Source organism: Corallococcus carmarthensis, from assembly GCF_003611695.1.
Lineage (GTDB): Bacteria > Myxococcota > Myxococcia > Myxococcales > Myxococcaceae > Corallococcus > Corallococcus carmarthensis.
Genome location: NZ_RAWE01000007.1, coordinates 1 through 14,405, shown reverse-complemented (window position 1 = coordinate 14,405; position 14,405 = coordinate 1). Strand labels below are relative to the sequence as shown.

The window sequence follows — 14,405 nt, the reverse complement described above, 5'->3', positions numbered from 1 at the left end:
GGCTCCTTGGCGCGTGGGGTGGGGAGGACGGGACGCGTTGGGCAGGCCACGGACGCAAGCACGCGGAATGACGCCCTTTTTCGACAATGTCAGAGGGGGCGGGTAAGGGAGCGGGGGCTCGCCGCTTGGAGTCGGGGTTGGGACCGGGAGAGGCTGCCCGGCCCGCACCCGCCACCGGGCCACGAGGGAGGGTGAACGCCGGATGCGCCTGCTGCACACGTCGGACTGGCACCTGGGCCACACGCTGTATGACGTCTCACGCGAAGCGGAGCACGCCGCGTTCCTGACGTGGCTGTTGGACACGCTGGAGTCCCAGGAGGTGGATGCGCTCCTGGTGGCCGGGGACATCTTCGACACGGCCAACCCCAGCGCGGAGGCGCAGGCGGCCTGGTACCACTTCATCGCGCGTGCCCGGCGCACACTGCCGAAGCTGGACGTGGTGGTGGTGGGCGGCAACCACGACTCCGCCGCGCGCCTGGACGCGCCGGATCCGCTGTTCCACGCCCTGGGCGTGCGCGTGGTGGGCGGCCTGCCGCGCCATCGCGGCGGGCTGGAGATGGAGCGGCTGGTGGTACCGGTGCACGACGCGCGCGGGAAGGTGGGCGCGTGGGTGGCGGCGGTGCCGTACCTGCGGCCCTCGGACCTGCCGTCGGTGCCGGATGGCGAGGGCGACCGGCTGGTGGAGGGCGTGCGCTCCGTGTACTCGGAGGTGCTGGAGGGCGCGCGCAGGCGGCGCAGGTCCGGGCAGGCGCTGGTGGCCATGGGCCATTGCTACATGACCGGCTCGGAGCTGTCGGAGCTGAGCGAGCGGAAGATTCTGGGCGGCAACCAGCACGCGCTGCCGGTGGAGCTGTTCCCGGAGGACGTCGCGTACGCGGCGCTGGGGCACCTGCACAAGGCGCAGCGCGTGGGCGGCCGCGAGGGCGTGCGCTACAGCGGGTCTCCGTTGCCGCTGTCGCTGTCGGAGGCGCACTACCGGCACCAGGTGCTGGTGCTGGACATGGAGGATGGGGCGCTGAAGCAGGTGCGTCCGCTGTCGGTGCCGCGCACCACGGACATGATGCGGGTGCCTGCCCGGGACGCGGCGCCGTTGGCGGAGGTGCTGGAGTTGCTCGCGGCGCTGCCCGCGTACGAGGCGGGGGCTCCGGAGTCGATGCGGCCGTACCTGGAGGTCTGCGTGTCGCTGCCCCGGCCGGAGCCGGCGCTGCGCCACAAGGTGGAGAAGGCGCTGGAGGGGCGGGCCGCGCGGCTGGTGAAGCTGACGCCCTTCTACACGGGCACGGGTGGGGCGCTGGCGGACGTGCGGCCGGGGCTGTCGCTGCGTGAGCGCACGCCGGAGGACGTATTCCTGGCCCGCTACGCGCGGGACTTCAAGGAGGCGCCTTCACCGGGGCTGCTGGAGTCGTTCCACGCGCTGCTCACGCAGGTGCAGGAGGACGCGTCGTGAAGATCCTCGCGATTCGCGGCAGCAACCTCACGAGCTTCGCGGGGGACTTCGCGCTGGAGCTGGACCGGGCGCCGCTGGACCGGCTGGGGCTGTTCGCCATCTCCGGCGCGACGGGGGCGGGGAAGAGCACGCTGCTGGATGCGCTATGCCTTGCGTTGTTCGACCGCACGCCCCGGCTGGGCGGGCCCAGCAAGGTGCTGGTGGGCCGGGCGGACGAGGACGAGGAGGCGCGGCTGTCCGCCTACGACGTGCGCGGCATGCTGCGGCGCGGGGCGGGCAAGGGCCACGCGGAGGTGGACTTCCTGGGCAAGGACGGGCGGCGCTACCGGGCGCGCTGGAACGTGTGGCGTGCGCGCGAGCGCGCGGAAGGGCGCTTCCGGCCGCAGGAGCTGAGCCTGACGGACGTGGCCTCGGGGCAGCTGTTCGGCCGCACCAAGGGCGAGGTCCTCCAGGCGATTCAAGAGCGGCTGGGGCTGTCGTTCGATCAGTTCCGGCGCTCGGCGCTGCTGGCGCAGGGAGAGTTCGCGGCGTTCCTGCGCGCGGACGCGAACGAGCGCGCGGAGCTGCTGGAGCGGATGACGGGCACGGAGGTGTACAGCCGGGTGTCCATCGCGGCGCACGAGAAGAACGCGAAGGAGCAGGAGGAGCTGAAGCGGCTGTCGCAGGGGCTCGCGGCCATCATGCTGATGTCGGACGCGGATCGCGAGGTCGCGCGTGTCCAGCTGGGCGAAGAGGAGGCGGCGCGGGTCCGTGAAGAGACGCGGCTGCGCGAGTCGGAAGCAGCCCGGTCCTGGTACGCGCAGCGCGCGGAGTTCGTGGGGCAGGAGCAGCAGTCCGAGGGCGCGGTGACCCGGGCGGAGGCGGACCGCGAGGCGGCGGCGCCCCGCGAGGCGCTGCTGGAGTCGGTGCGCGCGGCGGAGGGCTTCCGCGCGGTGGTGTCGGCGGTGGAGTCCGCGGAGCAGGGCTGCGTGAGGGCGGAGGCCGAGCAGCTGGAGCGGGCCTCGCAGGCGGAAGCGGCGCTCGCGGCGGCGGCGGCGCAGCGGCAGGTGCGGATGCAGGCGGAGGCCGCGCGCGCGGCGGCGCTGGATGCGGAGGCGTCGGTGCGTCCGGCGCTGGAGGAGGCCGCGACGCTGGACACCCGCCGCGCGGAGGCGGAGCGCGAGGCCCGTGAGGCCGCGGAGCTGGCGAAGCAGGCGAAGGGCGCGGAGGGTTCAGCGCGCGATGCGCTGGCGCTGGTGCAGGCGGCGGAAGTGAAGGCCCAGGCGCTGGTGGACGCGGCCGAGGCCTGGCGTGTGTCGCATGCGAGCTGGGAGTCCCTGGCCACGGAGTGGCCCCGCTGGCAGCGCGAGCTGGAGCGCTTCGCGGGGGCGCTGAAGGAAGAGCAGGCGGCGGGCGCGGACGCGGACCGGTTGGAGAAGGACGCGGACCGGTCGGGCAACGAGGCCCAGGCGCGCCGTGAGGAGCACCAGGGCGCGGTCGAGTCGGAAGCGCAGGCGCAGGCCCTGGCGACGCACGCGGAGGCCGCGCTGGGTGAGGACGGCGGCGCGGCGAGGCGGGCGCTCCGGGATGCGCTGCTGTCGCGGCAGGATGCGCTGGGCGCACTGGCGCTCGCGGGTGAAGGCGCGCGGGCGGAGGGCACGGCGGAAGGTGACGCGGCGGCGGAGGTGAAGACGCACCGCGAGGCTTCACTGCGTGCGGCGGAGGAGGCGAAGGACGCGGCGGCGCGGCGAGTGACACAGGAGGCGATGCTCCACGAAGCGCGCCGTGCGCAGTCGCGCGCGGAGGCGACACAGGGGCTGGCTTCGCACCGGGCCGCGCTGCACGCCGGTGAGCCGTGTCCGCTGTGCGGCGCGCTCGAACATCCGTATGCCCGGGAGGGTTCCGCGCTGGAGGGGCTGGTCGCGGAGGCCGCGGCCCGGGTGCTGGAGTTGGAGTCGGCGCGCGACGCCGCGGCGAAGCAGGAGAGCGCGGCGAGTGTGCGGCAGGCGACGGCGGACACGGCCGCGACCCAGGCCGAGGGCCGGCGGGACACCGCGGCCCGCAAGCGCACGGCGCATCGCGAGTCCTGGCGCGCGGCGCGCGAACGGTGGAGCCGCGCGGTGCTTCCGGGTGAGGACAGGGCGAATCAGGCGGAGGCGAAGGCGTCATCGCGCGGGAGTGCGCTGAATGCAGGCGCTAATGTCGCGAACGCGGAAGCCCACCGCTCCATCTCGGCCGATGCTGCGCCTCCCGAGGACGCGGAGGCTCCCGCCGCCCAGGCGTGGATCCGCGCTGCCCAGGAGGACGTGCGCGCGCGGCTCGCGGCGCTTCGCGATGAAGAGGCTTCCGCGGAGCTCCGGGCCAGCGCTGCTCGCGACGCACGGGCCCAGCTGGAGACGCGGCGCACCCGGCGCGAGGGCGCGTCCGAAGCCCTGCGCAAGGCCGAGGACGCCTGGTCCCGCGCGTCCCAGTCCCACCGGGATGCGCTCCTGCGCCGGGACACCGCCCGTGATGCCCGGCAGCGCGCGCTCACCGAGGTGTCCCCGCCCTTCGCCAACGAGGTCGCCTGGGAGGAGAAGCTCGCCGCGGATCCCGCGCGCTTCCAGAGCCGCTGCCTGGAGCGCGTGACGAAGTGGCGCGAAAAGCTCGCGGAGCTGGAGGCCTCACGCAAGCGCCTGGAGGAAGAGCAGGGCCGCCGCGCCCGTGAAGAGGTCCGCCTTCAGTCCCGGCATGAGGACGCGGAAACCGCCGCCCACCGCGCGAGCCTCAAGGACGCCGCCTTCCAGGACGCCGCGAAGGCCCGTGCCCGGCTGCTCCACGGACGTTCCACGCACGAGGTGCGCGCGGAGCTCCAGGCACGGCTCGACGCCGCCCAGGCCACCTACGAGCGCGCCCGCGAGGACTCCGAAGCCCTCCAGCAGGCGGAGAAGGTGGCCACCGCCCGCGCCGAGGACGCCGTGCGCCTGCGCACCGAAGCCGCCCTCGCCCTCGACAGCGCCCAGGCCGTCCTCGCGGAACGCCTCGCCGGCCATGGCACCACCCTGGAGGAGCTCAAGGCCCTGCTGTCTCGCGGCGCCGCCTGGTGCGACGCGGAAGCCCGCGCGCTCAATGCCTTGCGCGAGTCCGTGGCCCAGGCCCGCGCCGTCCTCGTGGAGCGCCGCGAGCGCCGCGTCCGCCACGAAGCCTCGGGACTTCCCACGCTCGCGGAAGCGGACGTGGCGGACCTCTGCGAGCGCCTGCGTACCGACGTGGAGGTGCGCCGCCGCGCCGAGGCCCTGCTGCGCGCGAAGCTGGACACCGACGACGCCGCCCGCGCGCGCCATGGCGCGGAGGCCCGGGCCCTGGAGCTGCGCCGCGGCGAGGCCGAGGTGTGGAAGACGCTGGGCGACCTCATCGGTTCGCACGACGGCAAGAAGTTCAAGGTCTTCGCCCAGAGCCTCACCCTGGACGCGCTGCTGCTGCACGCCAACGCGCACCTGCGCGAGCTGGCGCGCCGCTACCGCCTGGAGCGCGTGCCCGGCCACGACCTGGATCTCCAGGTGGTGGACGGCGACATGGGCGACGAGGTGCGCAGCGTGGCCAGCCTCTCCGGCGGCGAGAGCTTCCTCGTGTCACTGGCGCTCGCGCTGGGCCTGGCCTCGCTGTCGTCGGAGACGACGCAGGTGGAGACCCTCTTCATCGACGAGGGCTTCGGCACGCTGGATCCGGAGACGCTGGAGGTGGCGCTGGCCACGCTCGACGCGCTCCAGGCCACCGGCCGCCAGGTGGGCATCATCTCCCACGTGAGCGGGCTCGCCGAGCGCATCGGCGTGCAGGTGCGCGTGGTGAAGCAGGGCGGCGGCCGCAGCAAGCTCGTCGTCGAAGGCGACGCGGGGATCCTCGTTCCGTCGGATCAACAGGTGGCGTGACGGTCCGGGCCGGGGACTCACCGGGCCCGGCCCCCGGCCTTCAGCCCGTCACCGGCTCCGCGCCCATCAGCCCGCGCACCACCGCGGCCACGGCCAGCGGGGTCGCCACGCGGTCATCGCTCAGCGCCGCCAGCGCCCGCGCGAATTGATCCGCCGAGGAGAAGCGCTGCGACGGGTGCGGCGCGAGCGCCCGGTCCAGCACCAGCGCCAGCGGATCCGACACCTCCGGCGCCACCATGCGCACGGGCGTCAACCGCAGGCCCCGGATGGAGGCCTCCACCTCCTCGGCCGTTCCGTCCGCGTAGGGCGACTCCAGCGACAGCAGCTCGTAGAGCAGCACCGCCGCCGCCCACAGGTCCACCGCGACGGAGACCTCGCCCGCCAACAGCTCAGGCGAGCGGTAGTTCTGCTTGCCCACCCGCCGGAGATCCACCGCCATGCCCGCGCGTGAGCGGGCCACGCCGAAGTCCGCCAGCTTCACCTCGCCGCCGCGCGACAGGAGCACGTTGTGCGGGGACACGTCGCAGTGCACCACCGCCAGCGGCAGGCCCTTGGAGTTGGTGGCCGCGTGCGCGTACGCCAGCGCCTCCAGCACGTGGCGCACCATCATCACGGAGATGTCGATGGGCAGCTCGATGCGCCGGCGCCGGCACTGCGCCAGCACCCGCCCCAGGTCCGTGCCGTCCACCAGCTCCAGCGCCAGGTAGGGCCCGTCCGCCAGCTCGCCGTACTCGCGGAAGCCCACGATGTGCGGATGAGCCAGGCACCGCGCCAGCTCCGCCTCGTGCAGGAGCTGCTCGCGCGCCTCCGCGTCCCGCGCGCGCTCCGGACGCACGCGCTTGAGGGCCACCTCCTCGCCCGCCAGCGGTCCCTGGAGCATCCGCGCGCGGAACACCTCCGCGTTGCCGCCACGGCCCAGCCGCGACAGCAACTGGAAGCGGCCCAGGTCGCGTGGCCACTCCGGTGTCTGGCCTTCCTCCAACGTCACGCCTTCTCTCCAACCAGGCTCGCCAGATACCCGTCCAGTGTCGCCGAGAACGTGGCGTCGTCGCTCAGGAAGGCCAGCCCCACGCCTCCCGTATACGGCGCGTCCACCACGTGCACCACCAGCGCCTCGCCCTGCAGCCGCTGGCCGTTGGGCAGCTTCACGTCCACGGTGACGACGCTGTCCTGCGGCGGGCGGTGCGCCGTGCGCACGAACAGTCCCCCGTTGCTGATGTTCAGCGCGTGCTCACGCACGAAGTCCAACTCCGTGCGGAACTCCATCTCCAGCTTCACGGCGAAGCGCCGGGCGCGGCGCGGCGTCTCGTCTCCGGAGGATGAAGGCGCCTCGGACGGATCCGCCTCCGGCGCGCGGTACGACTCGCCTGTGCTCGCTAGGGGAGCGGGCGGCGGTGCGGGGGGCGCTTCGGCTGGCGGCGCGGATGCGGGCGCGGGCGCGGCGGGCTGGGGAGGCCGCGCGGACAGGGCCTCCAGGTGTTGCCGCAGCTCCTGCGCGGCCTGCTCGCGTTCATTGCCCGCGAACGGCGTGCCGCCCGCCAGCGTGCGCGAGCGCAGCGCGTCCCGCTCCGCCTTGGGCAGCCGCCACAACTCCACGAACGTGCCGCCGCTCTTGCGCACCTCTTCGCCCAGCCGCTCCACCGCCGCGCGCGGATATCCGGGCACCTCGACCTTCACCTCCAGCGCGCCGGCCTCGTCGCGAAACGCCACCATGAGCTGCATCGACTGCGCGGACGGCAGGAGTGATCCCAGGCCTTCCACCACGGCTGCCGCCTTCTCAGGCGAAGCCGCTCCCCCCCATACCGCCGCAAGACCGAAGACAGGCACGGGGCGGAAGATAACCGAGCCCTCCTGTCCCCCGTAAAGACAGTGCAGCCGGAAACAGGCGACAGCGGTGGACATCGATTTTACGAATCGTGATGTCGCCTCGGCCCGAGGGCGTACCTACATCGGAATCAGGCTCGCATCCCTTTATGCTGCGGGTGTTCTCCGTAACCCCCCTTCCCGGAGTGCAGACCCGTATGCGCAATTGGATCCAACTCTTCTCCGGCACGCTGCTCGCCGCCCTGCTCGTCACGGGCTGTGGCGGCACGGACCCGGACCCCGGCCCTGGCACTGATCCCAACCCCACCACCGACGCGGGCCCAGACAGCGGCACCGACGTCGACGCGGGCTTCGATGCCGGTTACGTCGAGGACGCGGGCGTCATCATCGACCCCGACCCCGACCCTGGCGAAGTCACCACCGACCCGTATGATCCGAACAACGCCACGAAGGACTCGGACTGCGACGGCCTGACGGACCAGGAGGAGTTCTCCACGGTCTACACCGGGGGTGTGAAGACGAACCCCGGCCTGCGCGACACCGACGGCGACGGCATCCGCGACGGCGTGGAGGTGGGCCGCACGTCCAGCATCAGTACGGACCCGAGCTGCAACTTCCGCGCGGACCAGGACCCCACCACGCGCACCTCGCCGGTGAAGGCGGACACGGACGAGGACGGACTGCCGGACGGCCTGGAGGACGCCAACCGCAACGGCAAGCGCGACCTCACGGAGACGGACCCCAACACCGCCGACTCCGACGGTGACGGCCTCGCGGACGGCGTGGAGGACGCGAACAAGAACGGCTCGGTGAGCCCCGGCGAGACGGATCCGCGCCTGCGCGACACCGACGGCGACGGACTGCCGGACGGACTGGAGAAGCAGACCGGCACGGATCCGCTCAATCCCGACACCGACGGCGACACCTGCTCGGACGGCGCCGAGGACGTGAACAAGAACGGCAAGCACGACTCGGGTGAGAAGAACCCGCGCGTGGCGGACTGCGCCGCGTCCGTGCCCGACGCGGACTTCGACGGCATCCCGGACTCCGTCGAGAACGCCACCGGCACCAATCCGAACAAGGCCGACACGGACGGCGACGGCGTGGCGGACGGCGTGGAGGACTCGAACAAGAACGGCCGCGTGGAACCCGGTGAGACGGATCCGCGTCTGACGGACACCGACTGCGACGGGCTCCAGGACGGCGCCGGCCGCGACGGCTTCCTCGGTGAGGATCCGAACTCCAACGGCCAGGTGGATCCCGGTGAGTCGGATCCCTCCAACCCGGACACCGACGGCGACGGTCTGCTCGACGGCGTGGAGCGTGGCGTGACCACGGCCGCGGCGCCGCGCAACAACTGCGGCTACTCGGGCGACGCGGACCCCACGACGAAGACGGACCCCAACAAGCCGGACTCCGACGGCGACGGCATCCCCGACGGCGCGGAGGACTCCAACCAGAACGGCCGCGTGGACCCGGGTGAGCTCAACCCGCTGGATCCCAAGGACGGCGCGGCCACCACGCCCGCCGGCAAGGCGTGCAGCGTGCAGAACCTGCGCACGGTGACGTTCAAGGAGGACAGCGGCGCGGACCTGCGGCTCGCGCTGCCCAACACCTTCAAGAGCGCCAACCTGCTCAACCTCACGGCCGGCGGTCAGACCGTGGGCGTGATGGGCTGGGACGACACGAAGCAGGTGACGTTCATCGCGTACAAGCGCGGCCAGGTGGGCACCTCCACCACGCCCGCCGGTGACGAGACGGGCATCCGCACCGGCTCGGCGCTGCTGACGGCCGCGGACGTGGAGTTCACGCAGACCTTCACCACCTGGGACGGCTTCCCCGCGGTGGTCGCCCGCTACGGCGTCACCGGCACGACGGAGCTCAAGGCGTTCACCAACTCGCTGGCGCGGCAGCTGGTGCCCGCCAGCATGGAGAACCTGGGCGGCTCCGCGGGCATCAACGGCCCGTTCAAGATCCAGGCGCAGTACGTGCACCGCTCCAACGGGAGCGTGGTGGTGGTCCTCGCCATCACGCCGGCGGCCCGCTACAACGAGTCGGCCACGGGCAGCCTCTTCACCATGGCGGACACGGCGGGCGGCTCCGCGCTGGCGCAGTTCGGCGACGCGGACGCGGTGCAGTGCGAGGTCTTCACCGGCAACACCGCGGTGGTGGACTTCCTCTTCGTGGTGGACGACAGCGGCTCCATGGCCACGTCGCAGACCTTCCTCGCCGGCGCGGCGGCGGCGGTGGCCGGCAAGCTGGCCAACGCCACGCTGGACTGGCGCCTGGGCATGGTCACCACGGCGTACACCGGCTCCGGTCCCAACAACGGCGTGCTCCGTCCCTTCACGCAGAACATCGACCAGTTCAAGGCGTGGCTGACCAACAACGCCGTGTGCAACAACGCCGTGTGCGCGGTGAAGGGGGGGAGCACCCAGAGCCCGACGTACACGCCGCTGCCCAACACCACCTGCTCCAGCGACAAGGAGTGCTGGGTGGGCATTGGCGGTGACGGCGTGGAGCGTCCGCTGGAGGCGGCGCGCAAGGCCATCAACAACCTGACCGCGACGGGCGGCACGCCGGAGACGCGGATCCGCGCGGGTGCGAAGGTGGTGGTCGTCATCCTCACGGACACGCGCGACCAGTCCTCCAGCGCCGTGGCGGAATACACGGCGTACTTCCTCAACACGGGCACCACGGCGGGCACGACGAAGAACCCGGTCAACGCGCCCATCCAGCTGCACGGCATCATCTGCCCGCCGGAGAAGGCCACCGACGACAAGGCCACCTGGTGCCGCACGGACGAGGACCCGCGCATCCCGCGCCACCTGGACGTCATCCAGGCCTCGGGCGGCGTCGCGGGCAGCATCCGGGACAACACCTCCATCACCAACACCATCAACGCCATCGTGGACAGCGTCATCGCGTCCGTGGGCTACAAGACGCTCAAGCCGCCGATTGGCGCCTCGCTGAAGGTGGCGGTGGCGGAGGTGGCGGATGCCGCCGTGTGCCCCAGCATCGGGGACCTGCCGCGCAGCCGCACCAACGGCTTCGACGTGGACGGCATCAACCGCACCGTGTCCTTCTACGGCGCGTGCCGTCCGAAGCAGTCCGGTGTGACGCAGGCGGCGGTGTCGTACCGCTACTGGATCGACCGCACCGCCAAGCCGGACGGCAACCCGCCGCCGTGCTCGTCCGACACGCAGTACTACAATCCGAACGACCCGGATTACTGCGACGGCAAGCTCGTCTGCAACCGCACCACCGACAGGTGCGAGTGCCCGGCGGACTGCGGTGGCACGGCGCCCGCGGGCCAGGTGTGCAACACCGACCGCGACGTGTGTGACTTCTCCTGCGCGCCGGATTGCGGCGGCACGTGCGGCACCTTCGAGACGTGCAACACGAACTCCTGCTCGTGCAGCTGCGTGCAGTCCGCGTCCTGCGCGGCGGGCTACAAGTTCGACAACAACGCCTGCGGCTGCGTCTGCGACACGGCCGCGCTCAACTGCGGCACCAGCTTCGGCGCCGACCCGGGCCTGTGCGCCTGCGTCTGCAAGCCGGACTGCGGCGGCTGCGCTCCGGGCTTCACGTGCAACGTCAGCGCGTGCGTCTGCGAGAAGCCCATCGGCTAGGCCTGAATGAAAACGCGCTCCCGGTGCCACATGGACCGGGAGCGCGTCAGTGACTGAAGGCAGCTGCTTCACGAAGCCCCCGCTCCGCGACGTCCCCTGAAGGGGGGATGCGGGCCGGGGGCTTCTTCTTTCCGTCACTTCCCCAGGTTCGCAGGCGCGCTGGCGGCGCGGTACACGGGGTAGAGGCCCAGGCGCTCGTCCCAGGTCGGGTGGCGCTCGGCGAAGAAGCGCAGGCGAGCGCGCGGGTCCTTGGCGAAGCCAGCGTCCTTCAGGCGCTCCTGGAAGGCGGCCTTCACGCCAGCGTCCTTCGCGAGCAGCTCCCGGGCATAGGGCTCCAGCACGTAGTCCTCGATGTATTCCTTCTGTTCGAAGTGGGCGTTGAAGAAGCCCCAGGCCAAGAGCGAGTCCGGCCCCGCGGGCTCGAAGAGGTGCGCCACCAGCTGCACGTTCTTCTGCGCCACCGGCACGTAGAGCGTCCCCACGGGCAGGTCCTGCGTGTCCGGCTTCCACTCGCCCTTCGCGGTGAGGTTCTGGTGGCCCTCGTTGGAGCGCGCCTGGAACTGGAAGTCCTTCGAGCGGAACGACTCCACCTTCGCGGCGGGCACCGCGCGGGTGAGGCGCTGGAACGCGATGCCGTGCGCGGCCAGCTTCGGCGCGACCCACGCGGCGTGCGCGGCGGACACCAGGTAGCCGCCCGCGGGCAGCGTCGCGGTGAGCGCGGGCTGGATGTCCGGCGAGTACGGCACCTTCCATGTCTGGGGCTTCGTGTCGTCGTAGCGGATCCACGGCTGGCCGGAGATGTCCGACGGCGCGCGCTCGTAGGCGTAGCCCTTGAATTCAATCGTCTCGCGCTTGGGCGTGTTCTCCCAGCCGAGCACCACCTCGCGCACCTGGCCGGACACGGCCTTCTGGTCCTCGGCCTTCACGGCGGCCTGGAGCGCGGCGCCGTCGCGGGCCACGAGCCGCAGCAGGCCCTCCAGCACGTCGCGGGTGGCCTTCACTCGCTGGGCGTAGTTCTTCCAGGAGTGCGTCTCCACGAGCACGCCGAAGCGGTGGTGCACGGACCAGAAGCCATGGCTGAAGCGCGGCGGGGGGACGCCGTAGGCGAAGCCGCTGGTGGGGTCGTCGTCCTGGAGGAAGGACGGGTAGAAGCGCAGCGGCTGGTGCCCTTCCGCGGTGAGGCCGGTGAAGAGCTCGTCCACCAGCTTCGTGCCCAGCGCCTGGAGCGCGGGCGGGCCGGACTTCTGGGGCTCCAGACCCACGGACACGTCGGGTTCGAACTTCGCGCCGTCGGTGACGTGCAGGTCCACATAGACGAGCGGGTCCCACGCGTTGAGGTACTTCAGCAGCAGCACCATCTCCGGCGCGTCCGCCTTCACGTAGTCGCGGTTGAGGTTGAAGTTCTGTCCGGTGACGCGGAAGCCCATCTCCTCCGGGCCCACCTGGTTGGGGCGGTGGTTGGCGTTGAAGCGCTCATGGCCGTCCACGTTGAAGACGGGCACGAAGACGGCGGTGACGCCCTTGAGCAGGTCCGGCACGGACGCCCGGTTCTGGAGCGCGTCGCGCAAGAGCCAGAAGCCGGCGTCCTTGCCGTCGATTTCACCCGCGTGGATGCCGCCCTGGAAGAAGACGACGGGGCGGCCCTTCTTGCGCGCGGCGTCCGCGGTGAGGGTGCCGTCCTGGCTGACGACGAGCGCCACCAGGGGGCGGCCTTCCGGTGTGATGCCCATCGTGTCGCAGCGGGCCTTGCCGGGGAACGTCTTGGGGAAGGCGCGGCAGAGGCTCTCTGCTTCCGCGTAGCGGCCGGTGCGCTTCCAGCCGCTCTGTTCGGAGAGGGAGGTGAGGGGTGGGGCCTGCGTGAGGACCAGGGCGGCGAGGGTTTGCAGGAGCATGGCCGCTTGAGACCACAAGCCCCGCCAACGCTCAACCGTGCCGCACGGTGTGTGTGCCGCCCACCGGCAGCACGTGCACGCGGTCGCGCGGCCAGCCCCGGCGCAGCCACTCCGCGTCCAGGCGGACGGGGGGCTCGTCCAACGGCTCGTCGGTGAGCTTGAACGTGCCCCAGTGCATGGCGAAGAAGGCCATGGCGCCCAGGTCCTCGAAGGCCTGCACCGCCTCCTCCGGGTTCATGTGCTGCAGCCGCATGAACCACGCCGGGTCATAGGCGCCAATGGGCAGCAGCGCCGCGTCCAGCTTGGGGAACCGGGCGCCAATCTCCTTGAAGCCCTGGAAGTAGGCGGTGTCGCCGGAGTGGTAGACGCGCGCGCTGGAGCCCTCCACCACGAAGCCGCCCCAGAGCATCTCGTTGGCGTCGTTGAGGCCGCGGCGGCTCCAGTGCTGGGCGGGCACGTAGTGCACGCGCACGGGACCCACCTGCGTGGACTCCCACCAGTCCATCTCATGGAAGGGCAGGCCCTGGCCCTGGAACACCGGCGCGTGGCCCAGGCCGGTGATGATGCGCGCGCCCACCTGCTTGAGCGTGGGCAGGTCCAGGTGGTCGTAGTGGTTGTGGGACACGAGGCTCGCGTCGATGCGCGGCAGCTTCTCCACCGGCACGCCGGGCGCCACGTTGCGGCGGATGACGACGTTGATGGTGTCGCGCAGCACCGGGTCGATGAGCAGCGACACGCCATCCAGTTGCACCAGCCAGCTCGCGTGGCCCAGCCACGTCAGGCGGGCGCCCTCGCCCGGCGCGGGCGGGGTGGCGAGCACGGCCAGGTCCGGCTCCACGTGCGGCACGACGGCGCGCGCGGGCGAGCTGCGGCGCTTGCCCGCGAGCTTGTCCGCGACGGCCCACTTGAAGACGCGGGTGAAGGCCTGCGGTCCGCTGCCATCCAGGTTCTTGAAGCGCATCGCCATTGAGTGGCTCCCGGCAACGGGTGTGCCCCAAAGATGGGCCCGCGCCGCCTCGTGCGAGTCATGCTCGGCCGGAGGGGAGGGGCGCAAGGGGAATGCGGCGCTGGATGGCCCACGGCGGACACGTGCCAGGCGCGGGCGGAGGGGCCGCGCCGTATAAGAGGGCTTCCCATGGGACCTGTCTCCGGCACCACGACCCGCAGGGTGTTGCTCGCGTTCGGCGCGCTGGTGGCGCTGTTCGCGGCGGCGTCGGGCTATGCGCTCGGCCGGCTGTCGGACCTCCACGAGGGCACGCATGCGCTGCGCGAGGTGGGCGGCCGGGCGCGGGAGGCGCGCGAGCTGGCGACGGCGGTGCGCGACCAGTACGCGCACCTGGCGCACACCATCATCCTGGGCAACGACAGCCACCGCCGCTTCCATTCGGAGGCCCGCGCCCGCGTGGAGGCGCTGACGCGGCGGTTGGCGGAGCACGCGCGCGACGCGGACGAGCGCGCGGCGGTGGCGGACATCCAGGCGTCGGGTGACGCGTTGGACACGCTCTACCGGGACACGCTGCTGCCCGCGGTGATGGCGAAGGACGCGCGGGCGGTGGAGGCGGCGCATGGGCGGGCGCTGGAGTGGGTGTCGCGCATCCAGGCGCGGGTGGACGCGCTGACGGCGGACTCGGACGCGTCGATGGCGGCCTTCGAGGCGCGGGTGGGCGCGGTGGAGCGCGACAGCTTCCGTTGGGCGCTGCTGCTGCTGGGCGGGGCCACGCTG

At 72.2% G+C, this 14,405-nt stretch carries 7 protein-coding genes and 1 pseudogene; 4 read left to right on the top strand and 4 right to left on the bottom strand.

The genetic code is table 11. From position 1 onward, the window contains the following. The first annotated feature begins 202 nt into the window (after nucleotides 1-202). Both D7X32_RS03360 and D7X32_RS03355 read left to right on the top strand, forming a co-directional pair. Nucleotides 203-1,447, top strand: a complete 1,245-nt coding sequence (locus tag D7X32_RS03360; protein ID WP_120601038.1) for an exonuclease SbcCD subunit D — start codon at nucleotides 203-205, stop codon at nucleotides 1,445-1,447. After that, a complete protein-coding gene (locus D7X32_RS03355; protein ID WP_120601037.1) occupies nucleotides 1,444-5,334 on the top strand; it encodes an AAA family ATPase in 3,891 nt (1,296 codons plus the stop codon). Before D7X32_RS03360 ends, D7X32_RS03355 begins: the two co-directional genes overlap by 4 nt. A 40-nt stretch (nucleotides 5,335-5,374) precedes the next feature. On the opposite strand, the gene D7X32_RS03350 is transcribed toward D7X32_RS03355, so the two are convergent. Both D7X32_RS03350 and D7X32_RS03345 read right to left on the bottom strand, forming a co-directional pair. Continuing rightward, a complete protein-coding gene (locus D7X32_RS03350; RefSeq protein ID WP_171446610.1) occupies nucleotides 5,375-6,322 on the bottom strand; it encodes a serine/threonine-protein kinase in 948 nt (315 codons plus the stop codon). Continuing rightward, a complete protein-coding gene (locus D7X32_RS03345) occupies nucleotides 6,319-7,095 on the bottom strand; it encodes a TIGR02266 family protein (RefSeq protein WP_244238823.1) in 777 nt (258 codons plus the stop codon). Before D7X32_RS03345 ends, D7X32_RS03350 begins: the two co-directional genes overlap by 4 nt. 260 nt (nucleotides 7,096-7,355) lie before the next feature. On the opposite strand from D7X32_RS03345, the gene cglD reads away from it, so the two are divergent. Then, nucleotides 7,356-10,790 carry an adventurous gliding motility lipoprotein CglD gene (cglD, locus tag D7X32_RS03340; RefSeq protein ID WP_120601035.1) on the top strand — a complete coding sequence of 1,145 codons (3,435 nt, stop codon included), beginning with the start codon at nucleotides 7,356-7,358 and terminating at the stop codon, nucleotides 10,788-10,790. Between the two features lie 134 nt (nucleotides 10,791-10,924). Here the strand turns inward: cglD and D7X32_RS03335 are convergent, their stop codons facing one another. Continuing rightward, entirely contained in the window at nucleotides 10,925-12,682 is a 1,758-nt protein-coding gene (locus D7X32_RS03335; protein ID WP_120601034.1) for a M14 family zinc carboxypeptidase, read from the bottom strand. A gap of 31 nt (nucleotides 12,683-12,713) precedes the next feature. After that, nucleotides 12,714-13,649, bottom strand: a complete 936-nt coding sequence (locus D7X32_RS03330) for an MBL fold metallo-hydrolase (RefSeq protein ID WP_120601033.1) — start codon at nucleotides 13,647-13,649, stop codon at nucleotides 12,714-12,716. Between the two features lie 168 nt (nucleotides 13,650-13,817). Between D7X32_RS03330 and D7X32_RS47440 the strand changes: the two are divergent. Beyond that, nucleotides 13,818-14,405: pseudogene (locus D7X32_RS47440) on the top strand (sensor histidine kinase); the annotation flags it as partial.